The organism is Mucilaginibacter aureus (assembly GCF_053514885.1).
In genome coordinates this window covers 4,229,029-4,255,643 of the sequence record NZ_CP170601.1, presented here as the reverse complement: position 1 = coordinate 4,255,643, position 26,615 = coordinate 4,229,029, and the positions used below count along the sequence as shown (strand labels likewise).

General features: G+C 42.8%; 26 protein-coding genes. 6 read left to right on the top strand and 20 right to left on the bottom strand.

Annotation, left to right across the window (positions count from 1 at the left end):
• Positions 1–8 precede the first annotated feature (8 nt).
• From ACFGVR_RS18125 to ACFGVR_RS18105, 5 genes are all read right to left on the bottom strand, one after another.
• Positions 9–2,420, bottom strand: coding sequence for a TonB-dependent receptor (locus ACFGVR_RS18125; RefSeq protein ID WP_448698789.1), 2,412 nt, complete (start codon positions 2,418–2,420; stop codon positions 9–11).
• 93 nt (positions 2,421–2,513) lie between these two features.
• A complete protein-coding gene (locus ACFGVR_RS18120) occupies positions 2,514–2,846 on the bottom strand; it encodes a SelT/SelW/SelH family protein (RefSeq protein ID WP_448698788.1) in 333 nt (110 codons plus the stop codon).
• An 18-nt stretch (positions 2,847–2,864) separates the two neighbouring features.
• Complete coding sequence (locus ACFGVR_RS18115) at positions 2,865–3,338, bottom strand: molybdenum cofactor biosynthesis protein MoaE (RefSeq protein ID WP_448698787.1); 474 nt, start codon at positions 3,336–3,338, stop codon at positions 2,865–2,867.
• On the bottom strand, positions 3,298–3,531 hold the full coding sequence (locus ACFGVR_RS18110) for a MoaD/ThiS family protein (protein WP_448698786.1): 234 nt from the start codon (positions 3,529–3,531) through the stop codon (positions 3,298–3,300). Before ACFGVR_RS18110 ends, ACFGVR_RS18115 begins: the two co-directional genes overlap by 41 nt.
• Positions 3,532–3,627: 96 nt before the next feature.
• Positions 3,628–4,581 carry a GTP 3',8-cyclase MoaA gene (locus ACFGVR_RS18105; RefSeq protein ID WP_448698785.1) on the bottom strand — a complete coding sequence of 318 codons (954 nt, stop codon included), beginning with the start codon at positions 4,579–4,581 and terminating at the stop codon, positions 3,628–3,630.
• Positions 4,582–4,757: 176 nt separating this feature from the next.
• Here ACFGVR_RS18105 and ACFGVR_RS18100 point away from each other — a divergent pair, with 176 nt between their 5' ends.
• Positions 4,758–5,438, top strand: a complete 681-nt coding sequence (locus ACFGVR_RS18100; protein ID WP_448698784.1) for a DUF2625 domain-containing protein — start codon at positions 4,758–4,760, stop codon at positions 5,436–5,438.
• On the opposite strand, the gene ACFGVR_RS18095 is transcribed toward ACFGVR_RS18100, so the two are convergent.
• From ACFGVR_RS18095 to ACFGVR_RS18080, 4 genes are all read right to left on the bottom strand, one after another.
• The gene (locus ACFGVR_RS18095) at positions 5,439–6,623 is read right to left on the bottom strand and encodes a molybdopterin molybdotransferase MoeA (protein ID WP_448698783.1); all 1,185 of its coding nucleotides are present in this window, start codon (positions 6,621–6,623) and stop codon (positions 5,439–5,441) included. It abuts the gene before it with no gap.
• Between the two features lie 77 nt (positions 6,624–6,700).
• Positions 6,701–7,651: a bifunctional molybdenum cofactor biosynthesis protein MoaC/MoaB gene (gene moaCB / locus ACFGVR_RS18090; RefSeq protein ID WP_448698782.1), complete on the bottom strand. Its 951-nt coding sequence runs from the start codon at positions 7,649–7,651 to the stop codon at positions 6,701–6,703.
• A 7-nt stretch (positions 7,652–7,658) separates the two neighbouring features.
• The gene (locus ACFGVR_RS18085) at positions 7,659–8,489 is read right to left on the bottom strand and encodes an MOSC domain-containing protein (protein WP_448698781.1); all 831 of its coding nucleotides are present in this window, start codon (positions 8,487–8,489) and stop codon (positions 7,659–7,661) included.
• 33 nt (positions 8,490–8,522) lie between these two features.
• Positions 8,523–9,587 (bottom strand): ThiF family adenylyltransferase, encoded by a 1,065-nt coding sequence (locus ACFGVR_RS18080; RefSeq protein WP_448698780.1) that lies wholly within the window; start codon positions 9,585–9,587, stop codon positions 8,523–8,525.
• An 88-nt stretch (positions 9,588–9,675) separates the two neighbouring features.
• On the opposite strand from ACFGVR_RS18080, the gene cobA reads away from it, so the two are divergent.
• On the top strand, positions 9,676–10,407 hold the full coding sequence (cobA, locus tag ACFGVR_RS18075) for a uroporphyrinogen-III C-methyltransferase (protein WP_448698779.1): 732 nt from the start codon (positions 9,676–9,678) through the stop codon (positions 10,405–10,407).
• 149 nt (positions 10,408–10,556) lie between these two features.
• On the top strand, positions 10,557–10,775 hold the full coding sequence (locus ACFGVR_RS18070) for a hypothetical protein (RefSeq protein WP_448698777.1): 219 nt from the start codon (positions 10,557–10,559) through the stop codon (positions 10,773–10,775).
• Between the two features lie 2 nt (positions 10,776–10,777).
• On the opposite strand, the gene ACFGVR_RS18065 is transcribed toward ACFGVR_RS18070, so the two are convergent.
• The 4 genes from ACFGVR_RS18065 to ACFGVR_RS18050 all read right to left on the bottom strand — a co-directional run bounded on the left by ACFGVR_RS18065 (position 10,778) and on the right by ACFGVR_RS18050 (position 13,270).
• A complete protein-coding gene (locus tag ACFGVR_RS18065) occupies positions 10,778–11,503 on the bottom strand; it encodes a DUF4184 family protein (RefSeq protein WP_448698776.1) in 726 nt (241 codons plus the stop codon).
• Between the two features lie 4 nt (positions 11,504–11,507).
• Entirely contained in the window at positions 11,508–11,852 is a 345-nt protein-coding gene (locus tag ACFGVR_RS18060) for a DHCW motif cupin fold protein (protein WP_448698774.1), read from the bottom strand.
• A gap of 9 nt (positions 11,853–11,861) precedes the next feature.
• On the bottom strand, positions 11,862–12,371 hold the full coding sequence (locus ACFGVR_RS18055) for a DUF4926 domain-containing protein (RefSeq protein WP_448698772.1): 510 nt from the start codon (positions 12,369–12,371) through the stop codon (positions 11,862–11,864).
• A gap of 296 nt (positions 12,372–12,667) precedes the next feature.
• Positions 12,668–13,270: a GNAT family N-acetyltransferase gene (locus tag ACFGVR_RS18050; protein ID WP_448698771.1), complete on the bottom strand. Its 603-nt coding sequence runs from the start codon at positions 13,268–13,270 to the stop codon at positions 12,668–12,670.
• Positions 13,271–13,553: 283 nt separating this feature from the next.
• Between ACFGVR_RS18050 and ACFGVR_RS18045 the strand changes: the two genes are divergently transcribed.
• A complete protein-coding gene (locus ACFGVR_RS18045) occupies positions 13,554–13,775 on the top strand; it encodes a YdeI/OmpD-associated family protein (RefSeq protein WP_448698770.1) in 222 nt (73 codons plus the stop codon).
• A gap of 4 nt (positions 13,776–13,779) precedes the next feature.
• Positions 13,780–14,181: a DUF1801 domain-containing protein gene (locus ACFGVR_RS18040; RefSeq protein WP_448698769.1), complete on the top strand. Its 402-nt coding sequence runs from the start codon at positions 13,780–13,782 to the stop codon at positions 14,179–14,181.
• Between the two features lie 102 nt (positions 14,182–14,283).
• Here the strand turns inward: ACFGVR_RS18040 and ACFGVR_RS18035 are convergent, their stop codons facing one another.
• The 7 genes from ACFGVR_RS18035 to ACFGVR_RS18005 all read right to left on the bottom strand — a co-directional run bounded on the left by ACFGVR_RS18035 (position 14,284) and on the right by ACFGVR_RS18005 (position 24,216).
• Positions 14,284–16,191, bottom strand: coding sequence for a DUF294 nucleotidyltransferase-like domain-containing protein (locus ACFGVR_RS18035; protein ID WP_448698768.1), 1,908 nt, complete (start codon positions 16,189–16,191; stop codon positions 14,284–14,286).
• Positions 16,188–16,886: a 3'-5' exonuclease gene (locus tag ACFGVR_RS18030; protein ID WP_448698767.1), complete on the bottom strand. Its 699-nt coding sequence runs from the start codon at positions 16,884–16,886 to the stop codon at positions 16,188–16,190. Before ACFGVR_RS18030 ends, ACFGVR_RS18035 begins: the two co-directional genes overlap by 4 nt.
• Before the next feature lie 101 nt (positions 16,887–16,987).
• Positions 16,988–17,533 carry a hypothetical protein gene (locus ACFGVR_RS18025; protein WP_448698766.1) on the bottom strand — a complete coding sequence of 182 codons (546 nt, stop codon included), beginning with the start codon at positions 17,531–17,533 and terminating at the stop codon, positions 16,988–16,990.
• Positions 17,534–17,817: 284 nt separating this feature from the next.
• Entirely contained in the window at positions 17,818–18,360 is a 543-nt protein-coding gene (locus ACFGVR_RS18020) for a DUF4142 domain-containing protein (RefSeq protein WP_448698765.1), read from the bottom strand.
• A gap of 61 nt (positions 18,361–18,421) precedes the next feature.
• A complete protein-coding gene (locus ACFGVR_RS18015; RefSeq protein ID WP_448698764.1) occupies positions 18,422–19,102 on the bottom strand; it encodes a ThuA domain-containing protein in 681 nt (226 codons plus the stop codon).
• Between the two features lie 55 nt (positions 19,103–19,157).
• On the bottom strand, positions 19,158–21,587 hold the full coding sequence (locus ACFGVR_RS18010; protein WP_448698763.1) for a PDZ domain-containing protein: 2,430 nt from the start codon (positions 21,585–21,587) through the stop codon (positions 19,158–19,160).
• A 43-nt stretch (positions 21,588–21,630) separates the two neighbouring features.
• Positions 21,631–24,216 carry a phosphoenolpyruvate carboxylase gene (locus ACFGVR_RS18005; protein WP_448698762.1) on the bottom strand — a complete coding sequence of 862 codons (2,586 nt, stop codon included), beginning with the start codon at positions 24,214–24,216 and terminating at the stop codon, positions 21,631–21,633.
• 188 nt (positions 24,217–24,404) lie between these two features.
• Here ACFGVR_RS18005 and ACFGVR_RS18000 point away from each other — a divergent pair, with 188 nt between their 5' ends.
• The gene (locus ACFGVR_RS18000) at positions 24,405–26,552 is read left to right on the top strand and encodes an FUSC family membrane protein (RefSeq protein ID WP_448698761.1); all 2,148 of its coding nucleotides are present in this window, start codon (positions 24,405–24,407) and stop codon (positions 26,550–26,552) included.
• Positions 26,553–26,615: the final 63 nt, after the last annotated feature.

Sequence of the window (26,615 nt, the reverse complement as noted above, 5' to 3'; positions counted from 1 at the left end):
TTTATCCATTACTTAAATTTAAAATTCCAGGTTACCGATGGTATAATACCGAATAAACTGGTCTGTACGGCTTCGGTATGCGACGGCGTCCCGGGGCTATCCTGGAATATTACACTATAGGGGTTCATCCGGTCAAAGGCATTATAAATACTGAAGCTCCAGCTCGAATGATAGTTTTTATGTTGCCGGCCTTCTAAGGTAGCACCCAGATCTAACCGGCTATCAACCGGTAAGCGGTTTGCATTACGCTGGTTATAATAATAAGTTGTTAAGCCACCCACCTTATATTTCCCTGCCGGGTAAGTAACCGCGTTACCCGTGCCGTAAACAAATACGGCAGATAAGGTCCAGCGTTTGCTCAGGTTGTAAATACTGAGCAGTGAAACATCATGTGTGCGATCCTGGCGCGCCGGAAAATAATCTCCATTATTAACTCCGTCCATCTTGCGTTCCGTGCGCGATAAAGTATAACCGATCCACCCGTTAAATTTACCGAATTTCTTTTTCAGGAAAACCTCAATACCATATGCCCTGCCAACCCCGTAAAGTAACTGCGACTCTACTGTTTCGTTAGCTACCAAATCGGCACCGTTACGATAATCAACCTCATTTTTTAACCACTTGTAATATACCTCCGTCGAAAACTCAAACTGATCATCTTTAAAATTCCTGTAATAGCCCAGCGATACCTGGTCGGCTATGCCGGGCTTAATATTGTTGCTGCTCAGTACATAAAGGTCGGTTGGCAGACTTGATGTTGAGTTGGACAGCAGGTGAATATTTTGCGAATTATGGTTATATGATGCCTTTACGGATGTTTGCGAATTAACAGTATAACTTACCAAAATGCGTGGTTCTAAATTAAAATAAGTTTGAACGCTTTTCCACGAGCCATAGGTAGCTACGTTTGTTATCATGCCATCGGTATTGTACGTATTAAACGTTCCGGGGCCTACCAGGTTAAATATATTGGCTCGCAAGCCATAAACTATATTTAGAGCGCTTGTTGGCTGCCACGAGTTGCTAATGTAGGCATTAGCCTCATACGCATACCGGTTTTGAATAGTTTTAGGGTTATAGCTCGATTTTTGGGCAGTGGTAATGTTACCCGGCACAATAGTATGGTGTACAATGCCTGCGCCAAAGCTCAATGTATTGTTGTTGTTTGCAAAGTACTCATAATCCTGTTTTAGGTAAAAATCTTCGATTTTTGATACCACCTTGATGTTGCTCGTCGACGAAAAATTATCGATCGTATAGTTATAATTACTATAAATGAATGATGTATTAGAGAATAGTTTGCTATTTAACAGGTGGTTCCAGCGCAGCGTGGCAGTTGTATTACCCCAGTTGGTGGCAAAATTATCTTTCAAACCTATATCATCCTTACCTAAATATGCCGATACATAAATGGTGTTTTTATCATCTAATTGGTAATTGGCCTTAACATTCAGATCGTAAAAATACAGGCTGCTGCCTTTCAGGGTTGAGTCGCCCGAAAGCTTTAAAAACACATCGGCATAAGTGCGTCGGGCACTTACCATAAACGAACTTTTGTTTTTAACAATAGGACCTTCAACCTTAATACGCGACGATATTAACCCGATACCACCTTCCACATCATAACTCTTATTATTGCCATCATCCATCTTAACATCTAAAACAGATGACAGCCGCCCGCCATATTGCGCAGGCATACCGCCTTTATACAGGCTGATATCTTTAATAGCATCCGAATTAAAGGTTGAAAAGAAGCCAAACAGGTGTGATGCATTATAAACAGTAGCACCATCAAGCAGTACCAGGTTTTGGTCTGCACCGCCACCCCTTACATAAAACCCGGTATTGGCGTCACCGGTTGATTTTACACCCGGCAACAATTCAATGGTGCGGATAATATCTTTTTCGCCCATAAATACAGGTATATCTTTAACATCATTGGTGTTAAATTTATTGACCCCCATTTGCGGACTCAGGATATTTTCGCGTCCTAAGGCTTTGTCAGTTACAAAAATTTCATTTAAAGCATTACCTGAGGTTAATTCGATGTTGATGCGGCTGTTTTTATGCACCTTAATTTTCACCGAATCGGTTTTATAGCCTATGTAGCTTACCAGCAGCACATGCTCGCCTTCGGTAACACTTAACGAGTAAAAACCAAAAGTATTGGTTACGGCACTTTTGGAACCGCTGTTTTCAACGCGGGCAGTAGCGCCTATCAGCGCTTCACCGGTTGAGGCGTCTTTAATGGTTCCGCTAATGGTGTACTGTGTTTGTGCAAATAAAAATCCGGACTGCAGTACCATCAATACCACTGCGACCCATATTTTTATTACGGTATAATTGATAGCTAACGGCTTATATGTAATACGCTTAGGCAAAGGTACGATCATTAACGGGCCATCTAAATGCCCCGGCATTATAGCGTTTAAATATGCGGTTTATTTTATAAAGTGACGCTTTTTTTTGATCAATGATAAGAATGTTAGTGGGGTAACCGAAAAATCCGATGATCAGATTTTTTTATCAGAATGGCCGAGATCTTTTTCGGGACTCACCACATCACGCACCAGTTGCTTCAGTTCTTTGATCTCCGGAAAGCGCCCTACCCTTTTACGGTCAAATATCTCCGTATCATTTATCCTGATGGTATACCGCCCGTTGATCTCGCTTGGTCGCAACATCACACCGTGGATATCTCCGGTAAAGGTGGTCAGCAATTCCTGCGCCATGTAGGCTGCGCGCATCATCCAGCCACACTTAGGGCAATATTCGATGGTTATAGTATAGCCCGCTACCCCCCTAAAGTGGGAACTTTGATTTGCATTTTGAGAATTATCTTCCATAGCTTTATAACTCCCCCTTTAGGGGGCTGGAGGGCAACAACTGCAATTGCCGCCCCACTTTTTTGTTCCATCGGTAAAGTACTCGCATTTCCAGATGGTTGCTTCATGCTTAATGCGATGGATAATATATTGGTTTGCTTCATAAGCTTCGCCCCGGTGTGCTGATGCTGTGATGACGATCACCGCGGTTTCGCCTATAGTTACCTTGCCTGTGCGGTGCTGTGCCACAGCTATTTTAAGCGGCCATTTAGCGCAGGCATCATTCAGAATGTTTTTGATCATTTTGGCAGCCATTGCTTCATGCGCCTCGTATTCCAGGTAATCAACATCTTGCCCCTGGTTATGGTTACGCACCTCGCCGCTAAATAATACCACGGCACCCGCCTCCGGATGATGGGCTTGCGCAAGCAAACCTACCACATCAAGCGGCATAGCCGATAGCGCCGGTATTTCATCCTCCGCTGCTTGGGGGGAATATGCAGATGGTATCATTTGATTTTATAGCGTAATCAAGGTTAACAAATTCGTTATTTACAGCAAAACGGCTGATCTGTAAAATATTTCCGGCTTCGGCATTCAACTTCAACAAGTGGTCTTTCAGTGTCGCGATATCATGGATATCACCACCCACCTCAAACTCCTTGTCAAAATGCTCTTTTAAAACTGCGAAAACCTGTATCGTCATTTAGCTAATGGTTATTTAGTTATTATGTTATTGGGCTGTTAGTTAAGTTGATAGTTATTAGCTCAGTAACCATTAACTTAATAACTATTATTCAAATTACCCGCCGATATGCATCATGCTCATGTCGCTGCCTGTAAAATGCAGCTCTTGTTTTTGCGACATGGCTTGTTGTAATTTATCTTTTAATTCATTTTCATTCTCATGTTCGCTTAAAGCGATAGCATGACTGTTACTCAAACAGCCATGAATATTACCTTCTGCATCAAGGCGCAGGCGGTTACAGTCCTGGCAAAAAGGCTCCGTGTTATTAGAGATGATACCGAAAACCTTCCCTTCAGTTGTTTGCCAGTAATTAGCTGTAGATGAATGTCTTCTACCTTGTTTAACAAAGCTATATTTCGTTGAAATGATGGCAAGAATATCCTGTTGCAAGATCAAATACTCCTGCCCATGCCCAAATAAATGCCCCATGCTCATTACTTCTAAAAACCTTATCGGGATGTTACGTTCGAAAGCATAAGCGAGCAAAGGCAACACCTGATCATCATTTTTACCTTTCATCATCACCGCATTGATCTTTACATCCAACCCGCAGGCTAAGGCGGTTTCAATGCCTTTTAAAGTACGGCTCAACTGATGGCGCCTGGTCATCCTGAAAAAAGAATCTTCGTCCATCGCGTCCAACGAAACATTGACGTATTGTAAACCAGCTTCTTTTAAAGCGGGCGCTACCCTATCCAGTAAAAAAGCATTGGTAGTCAGCTTAATATCGGGTATACCTAAAGCCTTAACGCCTTCAATCAGTTGTGGCAGTTCGCGGTACAACAGGGGCTCGCCGCCGGTAAACCGGATAGTTTGCAGATCGAGCTGCCGATGCAATTGCGCAATATGGTTCAGAAAAAAGGCCGCCGGCGTTTGCGGCTTCCGATCGATCATCACCTCCTCTTCGGTGCCCATGGTACAATAAACACAGCCCAGGTTGCAGGTACTTAGCAAGCTAACCCGTAAAGTTTTAAAACTGCGACCAAATTTATCGTTCAAAAGCATCATTCAATCACAAATATACGATTGTAATATTAAAGACGTGTTGTTAAACATAACTGGTTGCAGGTATAATGCTAATAATTACCTTTGAATTACCAACTTATACTTTAATGAAGAGACTGTTTTTGTACTCCCTGTTGATTAGTATGTTCATACACTCTACCGTAGCGCAAACACCAAAAATGAAAGATTTAAGCGAATTGATCAATACAAAGGAGCCTGGATGGGATTTGGTTAAGCAATGGATAAAAGAAGGTAAAAATGATGTAGAGATATTACCCAGGGATAGCAAGCGCGCTGATGCAACACTGTATAATGCACAGATAACAACCCGCTCACCTATGGGCGCTATTATTTACGAAACAGGTGGAATACTGGTTTACCATGGCTGGATAAGAATATTAGGATCGGGCTGCAAAAGATTAGACCGTGACATAATGAGTTGGAATAAAGGAAAATCGTTTAAAGTCCCTGGCGAAAAGTCTTCATTTTTACTGATCGCAGATGACGCTTTGGGCGGTTTTTATGCCATTAATGCTGGGGGACTAAGTAGTTCGGAAATCGGAATTGTATTTTACTTTGCACCTGATACCTTAAAATGGGAATCGACCGAACAGAACTACTCTCAATTTTTAAATTTTTGCTTTTCCGGCGATCTGAAAAAATATTATGACGGTCTTCAATGGAACGGGTGGCAAACTGAAATAAGTAAGATGGATGGAAACAAAGGAATCCATTGCATCCCTTTTCTGTGGACTACTGAGGGCAAGGATATCAATAAAGATTCGAGGAAACAAGTACCCATACAAGAGCTTTGGGATCTGTCCTTCGATATCAAAAATAAATTAGACGGTCATAAATAACTACAACAGATAACAGTTGACAACAGTCCCGTCACTCAATTCATCAATATCAACCGAATGATGCGCAAAAGCATCGGCATGCAAACCAAGCCTGATGTCGCCCGAGCTGTTAATGGTAATAGCTTGCGCGGAAGCAGGTTCACCCGAAATACTTACCGGGAAGAACTCGTCCAGATTTGCCGTATGTGTACGATTACCCTTAAAAGGCAATACGATGGTTTTATTGACACCGGTACCTAAACAAGCCGTTAAATACGTTTCGATAAATAATTTAAACGTCACCATGCACGATACCGGATTTCCCGGCAAGGCAAACACTACGCCGCCATTTGGCATTTGTCCGCACCAGATTGGCTTGCCAGGTTTTATAGCTACTTTATGGAATAATTTCTTTACGCCTAAGCCAGCTAAAACCTCCGGCAAATAATCGGCATCACCTGCCGATACTCCGCCACATGTGATGATGATATCGCAATTCAATGCTTCGCTTAATGCAGATTTAAGCTGTTCTTTATCATCAAAAACGTGTTTGCAAAGGGCTGGGTTAATCTGCCATTTTTTAAGCAGGCTTCTTAGCAGGTATTGATTGCTATTGCGAATCTGTATATCCGAGACAGGCATCCCCACCTCTACCAGTTCGTTACCTGTGGTAAATAAGGCAACCTTAGGTAAGCGTTGTACTTGTACAATACTTTTACCTAACGAGGCCAGTATGCTAATAGCCGCGAATGTGCATTTGGTTCCTTTAGGCAATATCAAATCACCTTTTAGCATATCTTCTCCTTGCCGGGATATACTTTGCCAGGGTTTTACACTTTCAACGGTAAAACTAACTATATCGCCTGTTTGCATTGCATCCTCACGACGGATAACCACATTTGCCGATGGAGGTACCGGGGCACCGGTCATAATCTTATAGCAAGCACCCTGGGCTAATTCCTGTGTAGCACTTTCGCCTGCATAAATTATCTGCTGAACTCCAAAATTTCGGTTTCCACTTTCCCAATCAGCTACGTTAATGGCATAACCATCCATTGCTGCACGGTTAAACGGCGGGTAATCCCGATCTGCGTAAATATCCTCTGCCAATACACGGCCATCTGCATCAGCCAAAGCAATTTCTTCCTGCCCGAAAGAGCGGGATAGAGCAGTGATGATTCGTTGGGCCTCAGTGAATGTCAACATCAATAAAGGTAAATAAGTAATTTAGTTTAGCGCCGCTTTCCAAATCCGAAATCGTACATCCGAAATCCGAAATCAAATCAGTGTCCTTCGCCCAGCATCATTTTACGGGCATGAAACACGGCTGGTAAAATAGCTTCGAGCGATTCTCTTGCACCGTTCACGCTTCCCGGCAGGGTAACAACCAACGTTTGGGCTATCGAGCCAGCTACTCCCCGGCTCATCATAGCCAATGGGGTACGCATTTGCCCGTAGCCGCGCATGGCTTCCGTGATACCATCGGCATGACGCTCCAGGATCTCCTCAACTGCCTCAACGGTATTATCGCGGGGCCCAAATCCGGTGCCGCCGGTGGTAAATATAAAGTTGATATCTTCTTTAACCCAGGCTTGTATTTGTTTTTGGATCAGCACCTTATCATCCGGCAATATTTGATAATGTTTTACATTGCCGTTAACCTGTTTCAACATTTCACTGATGACAACGCCGCTCTTGTCTTCCCGTTCGCCGGCTGCGGTCGAGTCCGAACATACCAGTACGGCACAGCTCAACTGTTCAGCAAAAAAGCGTTCGCGGTCGCTTTTACCGCCCCGTTTTTGCAATAGCTTGATATGTCCTATCTCCAGTTGTTTATCTACCGGTTTCAACATATCGTATATTTCCAGCGCCGCTACCGAAACCGCTGTGAGTATCTCCATCTCGATACCTGTACGGCCAATTGATTTGGCACTGCCTGTTATCACGATGCCGTATTTGTTAAATACATGGTCATCAAACAGCTCAACATGCTTGTCTTTGTCCAAAAACTCAAAAGTGATATCCATCCCGTCAATTTGTACGGGGTGGCAATGCGGCAACAACTGCGGCGTTAACTTGGCGCCTATAAATGCCGCAGCACGGGCAACATCAAACAAATTACCTTTGGGCAAATCATCGTTTTTAATGAGGTTAATGGTGTGCTCCGTACAAAATATAATACCAGTAGCTTTGGCGGTACGCAGGGTGATTTGTTTATGGGTTATATCGCGCATGTTTATATTAAGCTAATTTTAGCGAATTGGGCATTTCTTTGATCTCTAAAACAATAATTGCATCACCAACGCTGATCGTTCCTTCGCCCTGGTGTACAAAGTTCTGACCAAAGTATACATCATTATTCCTACGGCGGTAAGTGAGCAGCGTTTTGGTGGGCTCCTTGCTTTTCGCGATAGTATCCTGATCTATAGTGGGTATAGGGCACCGGGCACAAAGCTTCACGCCATAAAAATCAATATCGTTGATCCTGATATGGCCCATCGTATCTTCATCAAAAGCATCGCCGCCGGTAAACACCATATTGGGCCTGAAACGGTTAACGGGGATCTGATCGCTCAGCCTGCCATTCAGATCATCCAGCGAGGCCTGTCCCACCATCATAAAGGGATACGCATCGGATAGCGAGGTGATCTTATTTGCAGCGTATTTAGGGTTCACTTCCCGGTGAGTATCATCGGGCATATAAACCAACCGGCATTTGATGTGGAGCACTGCACTGAACCATTGATCAGCTTCGTTACTTACATATTGCCCGGTAACGGTATCATCCCAAACGGTAAATTGGTCCTTTTGATCGGTTTGCGGCGCAAATGGTATATTAATAGCCTTGGCGGCATGATGGGCATGTTTAACTGATAAGCCATTGTTTATGATACTTACTTTCAGCAAGGCCATTTCGGCAAATTCGCGCTGGCTCAAAAAGCGGTTATTTTCGTCAACCAGCATCCAGCGCCTGTCGTATTCAAATCCCCGGTCGGTTACCTTTGCCGAAGTAACTTCAATGCCGCCGAGCGATTTGATAGGGTAAATAAACAACTGGCTGATGCTTAACATGCGCTAAAGGTACAAGGTAAATTGATAAAAACTTTATTTTACGGCCAAATAAGCACTCAGGCCGCCACGCAGACTAACCGCCTTGGTGAAACCTTGCTCACGTAAAAACTGTGCTGCCGACTGGCTGCGTAGCCCCTGCAGGCAATACACAATGATCATGTCGGTTTGATTGTATCCCGAAAAATCAATCCGTTTAAATTTAGCCAGTTCTATTTGTTCACCGCCTATGTTAAACTCGTCGTGTTCCCAGTCTTCGCGCACATCTATTAAACGGTAACTTTCAGGCTCGAGGTTTAAAAGGTCATCGACCGAAATATCCGTAGCCTGTTTATCAGTTTTGTCGGTGCTAAACCGGTTTATGCTTAACTTACGGCTTGTTGGCTCTTCGCGGTAAGTAATTGTGCGCATTTCTGCGGATAGTGCATCATAACTCACTAATTTACTGGCCAATATATTCTGGTGTCCAAGTACAACTTTAACCGCCTCGTTAGCCATCATGTTACCAATTACGCTGGTAACCACGTTGTAGGCCCCAACTTCGGCGCACGATGGCACGTGCGTGTCGGCGGATGGCTCCGGGAAAAGGCAACGTAACGTTGCTGAATTGTGATAATTAAATACCGTTACATGCCCCTCACTTTGGTATATGGCACCATATACCAACGGCTTATCAAAGTATACACAAGCATCGTTTATTAAATAACGCGCAGCAAAATTATCGGTACCATCAACTATCAGATCGTAATCTTTTAACAGGGATAGCACATTGCTCTCATTTACCAGTAAACGATGTTCAACAATGTTGATCAGCGGGTTATGTTGTAACAGTTTTTGTTTGGCGATAGTTGTTTTCGGTTTGCCAATATCATCAACACCATAAAGCAACTGCCTGTGCAGGTTTGAAAGCGATACCACATCAAAATCTGCGATCCCGATAGTACCGATACCGCAGCCTGCCAGGGTTAACAGACAGGGGCACCCTAAACCGCCGGCACCAATAACCAATACGTTGGCTTCACTAAGTTTTAACTGCCCTTCGGCACCTATAAAACTCAATTTGCTATGGCTTTGGTAGTATTGTTTGGCTATATCCGTCATGTTGTGATCAAAAGCTATACAAACGTATGTAAAACGAGGGTTTATTGTGAATAATTTTTAAGTTAGCACGAATATTTGATACAACGATATGAACGATACGATTATCCCCGAATTATATGTAATAGGCGCCGGCCCGGGCGACCCTGAACTGATAACCGTTAAGGGATATAAAATTTTACAACGCGCCAATGTTGTTTTGTATGATAACCTGGCCAATAAAGAACTTTTGGATATTACCCGCCCCGATTGCGAAAAAATATACGTTGGTAAACAACCCTACGGCGAATATACCCCGCAGGAAACAATACTCGAGCTGATCAAAGAAAAGGCTTTGACCAAAGGGCTTGTAGTGCGCCTTAAAGGTGGCGACCCTTTTATTTTTGGCCGCGGGTACGAGGAGGTTCTGTTCGCCCGCGATCATGGTATCAAAACCTATTTTATTCCCGGCATTACCAGTATGCAGGCCAGTGGATTTTTAGATATCCCCTTAACACATCGTGCTGTTAGCGAGAGCATCTGGGTAGTTACCGGAACCAAAAAAGATGGCCGCCTTTCGGCCGATCTAAACCTGGCCATGCAAAGTAACGCTACCGTGGTGATCTACATGGGGATGAAAAAACTCACCGAAATAGCCCAAACTTATATCGACGCCGGTAATGGCCAGATGCCTGCAGCCATTATCCAGCACGCCTCGTTAGCACACCAAAAATCTGTACGCGGCGCAATACAGGATCTTCCCCGCCTGGCAGAAGAAACCCATTTAACACACCCTTCAATTATCATCATCGGCTGGGTTGCCGATGAAAATTTGAGCTATTAAAATAATACGTCAGATCAAATAACAGAAACATACTTAATTTAGTGATAAATAATTCGTTACAAAACGAAACAATCAAATATTGTTTGCGTATAAGCCCACTATATACTATTTAAATGCATACCTATTTGACTTAAATTATTACTTAAATTATGGGCTTTCAAGATCTCAACCCTGGCTTTGATGTTTTTATGAATATTTTTTTAGGACTGTTAATCATTGTATGGGGCATTTCGTTCTATATGTTCAGTCTGGATAAAAATCGTTTAGGTTTTATGCGTAGGTTTAGCCGCGACAGGACTTTAAAATATTCCTCTTTCGGACTGATCATCTTCGGATCGGTGATGTTATACCAGGCCTTTTTTTCCTAAGACTACCTTTTTACCCGCCCCGAAAGCAACGGCACCAACATTATTCCTGCTATATATCCTGAAAGTGCAGTAACTATCAGGTGAGGATATTGCGCAATATTTAAACCTGTAACTATTCGCAAAATCACAACCATCATCGCCACTACAGATACCATTATCCAATAAGGATAAATACTTTTGCGCTTTTCAGCGAACGAAGCTGGAAGCCTGAAAATAGCTATCAATACCACTATTCCTCCTGCCAAAGTACTTAAATGCTGTATGAGCTTATAAAGCGGCAAATACAGGCCACTTACCGAAACAACTCTACTCATCCCCCAGGCAATCACAAAATGGCCGTTAAGGTGCGTAAAACTATCCCAAAACAAGTGAGATGCCGTGCCTATCAAAACAGAGATCACAACGACCGGCCAATTTTGCTTAAAGTATTTATTCCAGTTTAAAGTTTTAAACGCAACTAGCCGTTTATAAATTACCGCGGGCAAGTTTTCAATGAACGCATTGCGCACCACATAGTGATAAACGTAGCAAAGGATCAGGCCTAACGGCAGATCAAACCAAAACAAGCCCGGCAAAGTATGGCTGTAAACACTCAATACCTTCATGCGGATAAAGTATTCAAAGTCAGGCACTATACTGCCTATGATCAATCCGGTTAACGAAAACCAGCGTTTGGGTAAATAGCTAAAGGGTAATATTGCCGCCGGGTGCGCAAAGGTTAGGGGCATGCGGTTAACCTAATTTTAAAAAGTCGCCATCAATAATGAGCAGCTTTACCCCTGTTTTAGTAGCCGACCGGTGATTACTCAGATCATCCGAAACAATATAGGTCATGCCTTTTGTTAAAGTAAACTTTTGGCCGTTATCCAGTTCGCTCACAAATTCGCCTTCAAGGCATTGCACAATGTGCCCTTTTTTACACCAGTGGTTTGCAAAATAACCTTCCGAATACTCAACCATGCGTATCCTTAAGCCGTCATATTGCATGGTTTTCCAAAAGGCTGATCCCGTATCTCCAATATGCTCGGTTTGTTCAACCTGGTTCCAGTTTATAGTTTGAAATTGAATATTGCTCATTTTACTGAATTATTGTCCGAAAGCTTCGATACGCGCCTGCAGATCGGGTGTTTTACCATGCTCAATGTCTTTTGCCGATACCGTTAGTACATTCAGCAAGTTACCTCTATCATCAAAAAACTCTGCTTCATAATAGCCGGTAGCTGCATGCCTGGCAGTTATTGTACCCTGAGTCCCTTCCGGTACGTTTTCAATATCTTTTTTGATAATCACTATATCATCCAACCTAAACCGTGAAGTTTTATTATGCAGATCAACATATAACACCAGCAGCACAAGTGGCGGCAGCATGTTCATTACAGCCGAAATGTAGCTTTGCCAAATAATTGCATTTGGTAAAATCCTGAACAATAAAAACGGGGATAGATAGATCACCGCTAAACTCAACAAAAGGAGCAAGCCATATAGTCTAAAGTAAAACGATATTTCCTTGTGCTTTATCAAAAACACGTTAACTACTTCGTAAATAGTAATTACAATAAAGATCACACCTATCAAACTAAAGAATTCACTCATCATACGTGGTTCCTTAAACTGAGATACGACCAAGGGTGTTAAAATTAAGGAAATGCCGCTTGCTGTCATGGAAACATAAAATGGCACTAAACGCCATGTTTTTTCCTTAAAACCTTTCAAAGTAGCTATTATGGTAAAAGTTACAAGCAAATAGGCTATAAATACAAACCAATTTATTACACTGATGTTGAGCAACGTATAATATAAATGCCCGCCTAAAACATTGGAAAATACAGCAAGCCCTATATACGATAAAACGATCAGATAACAATTTTTATAGCTCCACAAACCCTTCATCTTTATACAAGTTTAGCTTTTAACATTTCCCTGCCGCCATTCTCCCATTCATTTTTCAATATGCTCAAAACGATCGAATCACGGCGCGTACCGTCCCTTTTTATACCATGACTGCGCAATACCCCTTCAACGGTACAGCCAATAGCTTTCATGGCGGCAATACTGCGTGCATTGGCATTATCGGCCCTAAATTCTACACGTTCCATACCCAGTTCATCAAATGCAAAGCCCAACAGCAGGTATTTGCAATGCCTGTTCATACCCGTGCCCTGAAATTGTTTGCCATACCAGGTATAGCCCAGCTGCAAGGTTTTATTTTTAACCTGGATATCGTAAAAGCGCGTTGAGCCTGCATAGGCCTTCAGCTTTTTGTCGAATACGATAAACGGGTATTCCGTACCCTCACTTTGCGCGGCCAAAGCACCGTTGATATAGCTTTCCATGTTTTCCTTCCCTGCCCCCGTCAGGCTCGAATAGGTCCATATTTCGGGCTCATTTAACGAAAATGTCATCAGGTGCTCAATATCATCCGCTTTTAACGGGCGCAATAAAACACGTTCGTCTTGTAATATGTACTCTTCGGATGGGTTAAAGGCTACAGGCATGTTTAGTTTGTGCTTGTTAGAAAAACACATAGGTAAATATGGGTATTTTTTTGATTTCAGATGCCGGATTTCTATTATTGATTTCATTCAATCATTCAAAAATCAATCATTCAATCCTTAATTACAGGGTGGGTAAATGTGGGTATTTTATAAAAAAAAGATTTTCTTGATTCCTGATTCTTAACTCTTGATTCTCCTCCAGAATCATACAATATAAGCAAAATCCGTTAAAAAACATAATGCCATTTAATATTGATAATCAGTTATATTAGTATATTTACTTATGCTCAAAAAAGGAGAACATATTGAAGGTACGCCTGCCGAATTGCAGGTATTGCTTAACACAGATATGGAGGCGACGGAATTTTTTGAAAGCTTGTCAAAATCGTACAAACAAGGCTATTGCGATTGGGTAGGTTCGGCGAAAGCCGAAGAAACCCGCAAGGTACGGGCAGGTAAAGCGCTCATCATGCTGCAGAATAAACAAAAAACACTTAAAACCTGATATCATGACCATTGCCGAACACTTTGCTCAACAACCTGCAGAACGCCAGCCGTTATTACAGGCCCTGCATGATATCATCATCAAAAACGACCCGACAGTTACACCAACCGTTGGTAGTATGATGGGTAAACAAATGATATTGTACAATTGTGAGATGTTTAAATATGGGCTTGCCAGTGTGAAAGATTATATGTCGATCCATTGCATGCCTATCTATATGAATCCCCCGCTGCATACAAAATATCAGGCGCTACTGCCAAATGCAAAAATACAGAAAGGCTGTATCAACTTTAAAAATGAGGCTGAAATGCCTATTGATGTTGCCACACAATTGATCGTTGATTGCGCGAAAATCGACCTTAAAGCAATAATGGAAAAATATAGGGAAGAAAGGAAGAAGAAATAACACTCTTTACGTCATCCCGAACTTGTTTCGGGATCTCTCGTGATTAGTCATCGCATACCTGTCCTGTGGGGTACTGAAACAAGTTCAGCATCACTATCATTTTTACCCCAGCAAACTCCCCGTAAACTCCATCCTGATCTTAGCCTGGAAACCTTCGATGGTTTTAAAGATCTCTTTAAGTGTTACCTGTTCAATTTTGGTTAATGATGCCGGGTCGATATAATTATCGGGCGCAGCATGATCGTGCATTATCTGCAATGCCTGGCTGCGTAAACGCATACCCATCAGGTAATAGTACGATTGGATCAGTTCGTGATAGGCCACCTCGGTAAATACGCCTTTATCTTTTAATGCTTTCAGGCGTTCGCCGGTATTCACATCAAAAATATGATTCTTCAAAGCGTAAACCCGTGTCAGGTCAACAATTGGTGTCATCGTTCGTTTAATATCAAACACCTCCTGGCTGCCTTTGGTAAAAGTTTTGATCTTTTTAAAAAAGGTTAATGGCGGCTCATATTGCAGCGCGTTTTTAGCCATGTGGAAGAAAAGCTTTTCCATCGGCTTTTTCAATTCTTCATCTAAAAAGTCTTTCAGTTCATTCATGATCGACTCTTCACCGTAAATCGACCGGCAGTCAAAAAACGTTGAAAACTTGATCACGCTTTCCGGCACCGATTCGGCCATCCAGCTTACATAGTTGCGTTTCCAATAGGATAACGAATGCGTCCACTCCGGGTTTTGCGCCATAAACCCACCGGTACAATAACTAAAGCCGATGTAATTCAACCTGTCAGACACAATACGGGCAAACTCCAAAAAGTAGGCCCTCACCTCTTCCCGGTGTTCGTTGGCTTTATCTTCATAAATAATGGCGTTATCCTGGTCGGTTTTAAAGGTTTGTTCTTTGCGGCCCTCGCTGCCCAATACCATAAACACAAATTTAGCCGGTGGTGTACCTTGCTGCTCAATTACTCCTTCAATTACCTTTTGGGCAATAGTATCGGCAACGGTGGTAATTACCTGGTTCACAATTTCGGCATGTACTCCCCTGCCCAAAAGCTGTGTAACTATTTGCGGTACAGTTTTCCACTTACGTTTCAGTTCATCGTTAGAGAGCGCCAGCTTTACCGATTGGATAAACACCAGCGGCGATTGCGCCTGCTCGCTCAGCAACTTCGTCCGGCTGATAAAACCGTCAAACCGGCCGTCCTTTGTAATAAGAAGGTAGCGCGTTTTGGTACGAAACATCATTAATATAGCCTCGTAAACATAAGCGCTGGCATCAATGGCCACAATTGGATTATCCATAATGGTGCTCACAGCGTTATGTACATCGCCCATTTTAGCTACCACATTATCCCGCAAGGTAATATCGGTAACATAACCAATGATCTTGTCACCACCATCATTCACAAAAATACAGCTGATCTTATTCACGGCCATTTTGCGTGCGGCTTCGTAAATAGGCGTATCACCACTGCACGATATTACCTCCCGGTACTCAATGCTTTCAATGCGCCGCGAGTACAATTGCTCGGATGCGATATAGCTTTCCTCAAAAGTGGCCGGGCGCTTAAAAAAATGAGCAAAGTCATCGTTCAGCATCCGCTTACCAAACTCTGATGTGAAGTATTGAAAAAAATCGTCGTAGTTTTTGCACAGCACTCTAAAGTATTTGCGATGTAAAAAGTAAACAACGGTCCCTTTTTTAGCTATTACCGTGCGGATAGACTGCTTACGGTTAACCAACACCGATATCCCGCCGTAACAATACCCTTTGCTATGTATTTCCAGTAAACGCTTGTTTTGCGCGCTATCGTAAAAAAACGATTCGTATTCGCCTTCGGCTATAATATCAACGCCGCGCATTTTGGTTATTTCCTGCTGGTAAATAACCGTGTCTTTGCTGTAGCGTATCTCCTGCAACTGCCCGGCAACTTCGTGCAAAACCTCTTCGGGTAAAATATCAAACGGAGCCGAGCTCTTTAAAAATTCAACTTTGCTGTTCATAGCCAATAAATAATTAAAGCCATTACAATTAACATCATCAGTACCGGCACACCGCATCCGCCTTTTAAAACCGGTTTTTGCAGCCGCTCTCGTTCAATTTGTTGTTTTACTATCTTATCTTCATCAATAGCCTTAATACGCCTAAGCTCAAAAAAACATTCGGCTGTAGCCAAAGCATCCGCCATAGCGTTGTGCTGTTTGGTTAGCTGGGTATTAAACAAAATTTCGTACAACTGCCCTAATTTTAAATACTGCATCTGCGGGTTTTGCACCAGGTTTTTAGTTGCTATCATGGTACAAAACATGGGCAACCTGTTCATGGGCTGTTCCATTTCCACCCTAAAAAAGTCAACGGCTGTAATATGATAATCGAGCTCTACAAAATGCCCTACTACCAACGGCTGGTATTTTTCCAGATCGCGGTAAAGCAAACTCATTACCTGTTTACGCGAATCGCCGTGCTGCGATAAAAACTCCGCGCTTAGCCCGTGTATCTTATGGGCCTGTTTACTTATCACAAAGTCATTGTTACTGATGTAATGATCTTCGCGTTTTACCTCCTGCTGGTACTCATCATAAATTACCCATGATACCTGTACCGCGTATGGCCAGTTGGCATTATCAGTATAAGGCAGGTTCCAATTTTTGGGTAAGCCCGATGTTTCGGTATCGATAAACAGGGTATATTTTTGCACGTGCTAAAAATATAACTTTATAGCCAATAATTTATCAGGACACTATTAAACAAAAAAAGCCCGCTTTTTAAGCGGGCCTCTCAATACTGAAATCAAAAAACTTAAAGTTTAAATCCGTAAGCTATGCGTAAAGCAGCCATGCCATAGTTATCGCCCTGGCCGCTAAAGTTTTCATAACGCACACCGATATCCAAACCTCCTGCATTGGCATAACCAATGCCCGGCGAAGCTATAAATTTGGTGTTTTTATTGCCATTGGTTTCAAAACCGGCACCCAGCTCACCGCTAAAATAAATGTTCTGGCCGGCAAAAACCTTTAAACCAGCTTTAACAGGTACAATGCCTAAATCATTTGGTTTAGTAGTAACAGTACCAACAGTGTATTCTTTAGCAAATACATTATAATAACCAGATGTTAACATAAATGAAAGGTTTGACCGGGTATCATATTGTAATCTTGCGGTACCGCCTAAACTAAAGTTAGAAAAGTTATTTAAATTACCTGTTGGGATAGCGCCTTCAACACCTATACCTAAGCGCCATACGTCGCCAGGGTTAGTAGAGGTGGTTTGTGCGTTTACGTTTGATGCGAAAAGGATGGCTACAGCTGCAAATGCTGAAGTGATCCATTTTGTTGAATTTTTCATAGTTGTTGTTATTACTGAATAAATTGATTTCTTGTTATAAAATCGATAAGGCTTAAGCAAAAACGTTACCATTTTTGGCGATTTTATTTCAAATAGCTGCTAAATTGCTACTAATCAATACGTACAAACAACAATTTCAACTGTACCAAAAACCAGAATTTGCTTACAACTGTAGCCAAACACATTCAATTTTGTACTCTCATTACAACACATTCCTCAAAATTTTTAGCATAAAAAAACCCTCCGGGTTATCCGGAGGGTTTCTCAAAAGTGCTTTTAAGCTATTATTTTAATGATGCCTTTAATTTTTTAGCTTCTTCCAAATGGTTTTCAATTTTAGAGGCCCATTTATCAGCAACGGTTCTGATAGCTACGTAATTGCTTTCTTTATTTTCTTTAAACAGTTCAGCTGCTTCCTCGTGGCCGGCAACCATCATTTCTGCGTAAGCTTTGTCAAACTCAAGGCCTGTTTTTTTAGCCAGGCTATCTAAGGCTACTTTATCTTCATGATCAACTTCGCCAATTACAGTTACAAATTTTTGACGTGCAAGGCTGTCAACATCAACACCTATCGCAGTATGATCGGTGATCATCATATCGGCAAAAGCAGTTACCTGGCTGTTAGTCGAATTCTTTTTAGCTATTTTGGCTGCTTCGATTTCAGTTAAACCGGCTTCGTGCGCTGTTTTGATAAATGCCAGTCCTTCGGCGTTAACTTTAGTTTTCGCGGTGTATGAATTTCCTCTCTCTTCGGTGCATGATTGTACTGCACATGCAGCAAACAAAGCGATAACTATCAAATTTAATTTAGTGATGTTGGATTTCATTGAGATATAATTTATTCTGCTCCAAAATTAATCAAATATTGCATTCGGCATATAGTCAAGTTTACTTTTTTCGGCCCATGGCATATTTAATCCCGGCCAGTACGTGCTGCTTAAATAAGGTATCGGTAGTATAGTCCTCTTTAGTGTGTCCTAAAGCGGTATAAAATACCCTGCCGCCTTCAAATTTCTGGTACCAGGATATCGGGTGCACATCACCAACTTCGCCACCGGTATAACTCTTTTCATCAACAGTGATCAATACCTTAATATCCGGACTGATGTTTTTAAAGTTGTACCATTCATCAGTATGCTGCCAGGTTGCAGGCAACATATCTGTCGACATATGTTTCTGATCAGCCACATGCAAAGTTGCCTGTTGTATTTTGGGATGTTTGGTAAAATAAGCACCAACTAATTTGCCATACCAATCCCAATCGTACAAGCAATCGGTAGCGGCATGTATGCCAACAAAGCCGCCGCCATGATGTATATATTTTTGCAAAGCTGCTTTCTGGTCATCATTAAAAAAACCATTGCCGGTTGGGCTCAAAAAAACAACGGCCTTGTATTTTTTCAGGTTGTCATCAGTAAATTTTGTCACGTCGGTTGTGGTGTCCGTGTCGAAACCCGCCTCGGTTCCCCATTGGGTAATCGCGGTAATCCCGTCAGCAATACTGGTGTGATGATAGCCCTTGGTTAACGAAAAAATGAGCACTTTATCATTAACTTTATGCGCTTTCACAATTGAAAACTGAAAAAATAAACAAATAATAATCAGATACTTAAATTTTTCCATCTTAATTAACAGTTAAGGTTAAATCGTTTTGAGCCCGCGATATTTTTATTTTGAATTGTTGCCCGGATTTAAAGTTGATCTGAGGTTTTAACAGGTCATTTATGTTATCGATCACGTTGTTATTCACCTCCAGAATCACATCATCTTTGCGCAAACCGGCCTTGTACAAAGCACTCCCCTCATCTGCCGAAAGTACTAAAATTCCGGTAACACCGGGCAAGCCATACACCGACATTTCTCCCCTGCTCAATATATTCCTCACCCTGGCTCCCTGCCAGGTTTTGATCTCATCCGTACGGCTCAGCATCTCTTTGGATAACTGGCCAGGCCTTGGTAATTCGGGTGTTAAAGCTATCGCTTTTAATTCCGGTTTTTGCACGCCAAATTCATCCATCCGGAAGTTCACAAAACCAAGCGCCAATGCAGGCGAACCTTGCTTAACCCTATAGTCGCCATGGGCGGCATCAACAAACAAAGCGTCACCGGCTATTGAATGTTCATCACGACCGCTTTTAGCTTGCAGTGCAATTGCAACAACCGGCGTTTTTAAACTATCATTCTGTAAAAAATTATGGTCCATTTTACTACCCCAGGGCTTGTTAAACTTACCTGCCGGTTTGTAGGGCGCCCACATAATATTGTGCCTTACAATATCCCCGCAGTCGGCATACCAAACATGCGGCTGGAAGCTACTGTTCACCATAATGTTGTTTTCAACCACGCGGTAAAAACCTTCGCGGTTTTTGATGCCGCCATTTAAGCACAAATTGTTATAGATGTGGTAGTTTGATGAGCCGTCATCCAGATCAATATCCCAGCCATGATCACAGCGCCAGCGGTTGTTTCTTAAAATATTAGGTTTGGTTGCATCTAATTTTGGTAATTCAAGGTTACCGTTAGCAATGGCCGTATTCAGGTCAATATCGGTCAATCCCCACCAGCGATCGCGCCCCCACGAGTTGAACGAACCATGATCACCGGTTTCTTTTACCGTATTAAAAATATCGCAGTACTCTACAACATTACCTCCCCAGCAGCCATCGCCAATATTAATGCCGGCGCGGGGCACATCGTAAATAGAACAATGCCTGATGGTGATATCCATAGCCAGATCAATAGTTACCGGCGCAGTTTGCTTCTCCACACTTCCGGTTTGGTGAATAAGGCAATTATCAACCAGGCACACGGCAGGGTAATTATTATTTTTAGGTCCGGATGTCTTATCTATCTCTGCAAAGGTTTGGCGGTTATTATAGTTGAACAAAGGCGAACGCACTGCCTCAGGGCTGCCCATAAACACAATCCCATTGGCCCCGGCTTTAAAAATGTGGCAGCCGGTAATGCTGATGTGCCTGTTGTAATTATTTACAAATATCGCATTGCCGCCCAACTGATCTAAAAAGCAATCTGTTATCGCACAATTCTCGGCACCATTAAAAAACAGCGCCCCGCCCCGGTAAATAGCCCAATCCGAACGCATTACGGGCTCTTTGGTTTGCATAAAGGTGCGCTGACTATGTCTGAAGGTAATTCCTTTAACCGTAATATACTTTACCGGCTTTTGCCCGGTGCCGCTAAACTCAACCAGTTGTTTAAGGCGCACACCCTCTATTGTTGCAGTTTTGAGGTTTAACCCTTTCGGGGGATAAAAGTATAATGTATGCGTTTGGGTATTGAGATACCATTCACCCGGCGCATCCAGCTCTTCAAATATATTTTCGACAAAGCGGTATTTTTTATGTACTCCGGGTATATCGCCCACAAATTTGTAAGCCGCGTTTTTAGGGGGGCGGTTGTTTTGCCATCCTCCTTCCGATTCCAGTTGCCCGTCTGCTGATTTGCCGGTTATCCGGTACGAAAAATCTCCCCACAGTGCGGTATGCATCACGTGAATGTAGCCACCGGCAGGTTCAGCCCATTTGGCAATATGTTCAGTGCTGATGGCATCTGTTGCCGAGCCATTAAAAATGAGCTGATTTGGGTCGAAATTGGGGTACCTGGCCATGATTTGGCGCTCGCCGTTCACAAACAGCTGATCGGTTTGAAAACCGGCCGGAACCGGCGCCTGCATGATCCCGTTTTGATAAGGCTGCCAGTTAAGTTTTTCCAGTTTTACCCCACCGCTTATCACCGCCTCTTCTTTTAAATAAGCCCGGTAAACTACTGGATAACTGCTACTTCCTGAATCTTCGGCAGTAAACTCTAAGGGTTTAGATAGGTAATAAACGCCTTTGCGGAGATATACATTTACACCATGGTGATACTTGCGCGCCTCGGTTTGTGCACGGGGTAAAGTGGCAAACGGCTTGTTAATGCTGCCGTTATTGGCATCATTGCCCTGCGGCGATACATAAATATTTTTAACCTGCGAAAAGCACGAAAAAGTGCCATTAAGTGCAGCAAACAGTATAATTAAGCCTTTTAATTTCAAGATCCGTTTATTGATTGTACGGATGAATTTAACTAAATTATCGTTAAGCCAAATTACGGCCCGCGTTTACGATACCATACACCGTGCGGATAACCAGTTTGTTGTATACCGGGTAAAACGGATCATTTTGCGGCAGGGTATTCAATTGCTGCAAAGCAAAATGTTGCAAGATCACCAATGGCAGTACGATCTTTTCGCGGATGGCTATCGAACGTTTCTCAACCGGGAACTCCTGCATCAGCGAATCGCTGCCTGTAAGCAACAACAACATTTCGCGGGTCAGGTCGAATTCGTTCTTTAGCATTTTCCAGAAATCGCCAAAGGTTTGATCATTTTCCAGGTATGCCGTTATCCGGAAGTCCGATTTAGACATCGACATCATACAATTATCGATCATCGTTCTGAAAAAGCCCGAAGCCTTGTACAGTTCTTTCAAACCATCCCAATGCCCCTCGTCCTTCATTTGCTTTAAGGCAGCGCCCACGCCATAAAAGCCCGGAATGTTTTGCTTTAGCTGGCTCCACGAGGTTACAAAACTGATAGCACGCAGATCTTCAAGTTTAAGTTCGGATGTGGTATTCCGTTTGGTTGGCCTGCTGCTGATATTGATACCCGACAGCAATTTAAGCGGGCTCATTTTTTCCAGGTATTTCAAAAACAGCGGGTGCCCGCGCAGATCCATAAATGCTTCGTGGCTTACTTCGGCCAGTTTAGAGATGAGCATTTTATGGCTATCATCTAACAGATCGTTATTATCAGGATTCAATGCCGAAACAATACCTGCGTTAACCAACTGCTCCATATTAAAACCGGCAGTATCCAGCGATCCGTATTGCGAGCTTACGGTTTGGCCCTGTACAGTCAGTTGAATATGGTCATTAGCGATCTCTTTACCCATCGACGCATAAAAACGATGTGTTTTACCACCACCACGTGATGGCGGTCCGCCGCGGCCGTCAAAAAAGGCCAGTGCAATACCGTATTTTTCCGACATGGCAGTCAGTTCAACTTTTGCTTTGTAGATCGACCAATTGGCCATCAAATAGCCACCATCTTTAGTACTATCACTAAAGCCAAGCATAATGGTTTGCTTGCTGCCGCGTTTTTGTAAATGTTCTTTATAAAACGGATGGGTATATAACCTTTCCATTACTTCGGCGGCATGGGTCAGATCGTTCACCGTTTCAAAAAGCGGCATAAAATCAACGCTCAGCTCATCTTTCTTCCATCCCGACCATAAAAACAGGTTCATCAGCTGTAGAATATCCGATGCCTGCTGGCAGTTGCTGATGATAAAACGCTGGCAAGCCTTCTCCCCGCTCCCTTTCTGGATATCCTTCATCAGACGGATGGTGAGCAAGGTATCTTTCACCATTGCATCGGCATCTTCCAGCGGACTGTAATTGATTTCGGTAAACTGGATGGCTTTGAGCTTGTCTTCTTCGTTCATATCAAAGTAACCAGGCTTAACCAGGTTCTTCAACGAATTATTTTCAACACAATATTGATGCACATTTCTCAATATCCGGCTATCCTGCCTGATATCCAGTGTGGCAAAATAGCAACCGAATAATTTAACTTTTCTGGCCAGCCCATCTATCAGATCAACAAATAAGGCGTAGTGATCTTTTATCAATACCTCCTTTACTTCATCCAAAAGCGTTAGTATCTCAGCCTGCAGATTTTTAGGCTGCGGATTATTGTACGCGTCATCGTAAAATAATTTCTCAAGCGCGCCCATAGGCTCATCAACTCCGCGGAAAGTAATACGTTTTTTTAACGCTTTAAACTCGCGATAATAGCATCTGAAAAGCAGCTTGCGCAGATGATCGGCAACGGCTTCTGTACTTTGCACGCTTACATTTGGGTTACCATCCCGGTCTCCACCCGGCCAAAAACCAAGCTCAATAACCTGGTGCTCACCTTTTCCATCCAGGTCAAACTCTTCATCCAAACGGGTTTGGATAGCTGCTGCCGAAAAATAGAATATATTTTCAAGAAACCAGGCCAGGCTTATCGCTTCATCAACCGGCGTTGGCGACGTTTTATTAAAGAAAGGCGTTTTACCCAGTTGCTGTAAAAGCAGGTTGATAGTGTTGATATCGTCGTTCTTCAACGCTTCACTCAAATCCGTCATGATGCCCAAAACCGGCCCGGGGTAAAACTGGGTCGGGTGAGCTGTAAGCACCAATCGTAACGAAAAATTCTTTAACTTTTCGCTGATGGTCTGGCGCATTTCTTCGCGGCCCGATGCCTGTTGCAATAAGCTTTGTATGGTTCCTCCGTCATCATCGTGCCCTAATTTATTAAAAGCGGCATCTTCTATCGAATCGAATAAAACCACCTGGCGTTCAATGTATTGAATAAATCGAAACAAGCGATTCAGGCGTTCTTCGCGGTCAATATCCGGTACATATTTTTCAAAAAAGCTCCTGATGATATCGAGCGGTGCCAGCTGCTCGGCTGCCCCCTTTTCGCAATGCGAACTAAAAAAAGGCAACAGGATACCGGTATCTTTTACCTGGTAAAAAGGCAAGGTTAAAAAAAGGCTGTTATACAGTTCAAAACGGGTAACAACTTCCTGGTTAAACGCGGTTTCTTTCTGGCTTAGCTTTAAAACGGAAGTCATATTATTGGTGTTGCTTAGTGTAATGTGTACGCCTTAATTTAAAAAGCTGAAAATAGTCAAATTTGGCGGTATATCATCATAAAAATGAAAAAAATCTACTAACTCTGTCTATTTTATATTAAAGTGGTAATTTTTAGTACAATATTTTACTTAAGCCCGGTTTGTATATCTTCGTATACAGGATAATCATGAACCGTCAAACCCGCGCCATACAGAGTTTTTTTTACAGCCAGTACTTCTCCGACGGGCTGCGCATTAGCCTTGGAGTGCTATTACCATCACTGGTATTGTGGCAGTATAATCAGTTTGAACTGGGTTTAACGTTATCATTAGGTGCGCTTTGCGTAAGCGGTGCCGATAATCCCGGCCCCGTAATGCACAAACGCAATGGTATGCTTATTTGCAGCGGGCTCATGTTTTTGGTGGCGATATTAACCGGCTTTGCACGACTGGATGTGTATACCCTTGGCGCCGAGATCGTCATTCTGTCCTTTTTCTTCTCCATGTTTACGGTTTATGGCAATCGTGCCGCATCGGTAGGCACTTCCTGCCTGCTCATCATGATATTGATGATGGAAAAACAATTAAAACCCGGCGAAATTTTAGGCTATAGCGCAACCATACTGGCCGGAAGTATTTGGTATACCTTATTAAGTATTACTTTTTTCAGCATCAGGCCCTACCGTGCCGCGCAACAGGCTCTGGGCGAAAACATATTGGATGTAGCCAAATTCCTGCGGTTAAAAATTAATTTCTATCACCCCGAAACGGATATCGACGAAGATTACCGTAAGGTGGTATCGCAGCAGATCCACGTCAGCCAAAACCAGGATGCTGTGCGCGACCTGCTGTTCAAAAGTCGCATATTGGTAAAAGAGTCGACCAACGCCAGCCGCATTTTGATACTCACTTTTGTGGATATGGTGGATATGTTTGAAGAAATAATGGCCACCCATTATGATTACGACGTATTGCGCCAAAAATTTGCTTCCACCGGCGTTCTGGATGACATTGCCAACCTGCTGCAGCATATCGCCGACGAACTGGATAATGTAGGTTTTGCCATCCAATCAAATACCCGGTATAAGCATCTTAAAGACCTTAACCCCGAACTGGAAGCGCTGAAAACGAAGATAGACCAGATTGGCGCGAATGATAAGGAAGTAAGCAACCTGGTACTCAAAAAGATACTGATCAACCTGCGTAACCTCAATCAAAAAACGGTTAACATTTTTAATTACTATAATTCAAAATCGGCAGCGCTGCTCGAAAACCGCAGCGATGTTGAGTATTCGAGGTTTGTTACTCACCAGGATTATGATCCGCGGATCTATGCGGATAACCTGTCATTCAGCTCATCCATATTTAAACACTCGTTACGGGTAGCGCTGGTATGCCTTATTGGCTTTATCGCAGCCAAAACCATCACACACGGCCACCATAGTTACTGGATATTGCTTACTATCATCGTGATCCTTAAACCTGGCTTTAGTTTAACCAAGCAGCGCAACTTTCAGCGTTTGCTGGGTACTATCGGCGGCGGTATTGTGGGTATACTGGTATTGAAGTTTATTCCGGATTTTACCGCGCAGTTCATCATCTTGATGGTATTTATGGTTGGCGCCTACAGTTTTCAGCGCTATAATTATATTGTGAGCGTAATTTTAATGACACCTTACGTGCTCATCCTGTTTAAGTTTTTAGGTGTTGGCCACGTGGTTGAAGAACGTATTCTCGACACACTGATAGGATCAGTTATTGCCTTTGTTGCCAGTTATATCATTTTCCCGATATGGGAGTTTGATCAGATCAAGAAAAATCTGGATGATGTACTGGTTGGCAACGTAAGTTATTTGCTCAAGGTAGCCGAAACCTTTTCGGGAAAGGCTGTGGATGTTACCGAATACAAACTGGCCCGTAAGGATGTTTACGTGTATTCGGCCAACCTTTCCGCAGCTTTTGAACGGATGACATCAGAACCTAAAAGTAAGCAGCGGCACATTAAAGAGGTGCACAAGTTTGTGGTGTTAAATCATATTTTAACCTCTTATATTGCAAACATTGCCTCTAACCTGGTCAATAAAAAAAATCAAACCGTGCAGCCCGATAATTTAAAACTGGTTAAACGATCCATCAATATCCTATTCGAAACATCAAAAAAACTGGAAGAAAGTAATGATCTGCCGGCTATCATCAACACCTTGCCTGCCCTACCGGCAGATATGGAAAAACCGGAGGTAACTTTGGACGCGCACCTGTTAAAACAACAGCTGGAATTTATTACCAAGGTGAGTACCGATATTGCCAGGATAACTGACGCCATTTTAGAATACTAAAATATTTTACACGGCTTGTCCAGTTTGGGAATGGCCGGCCGTCATGAGGGTATAAAACAAAAA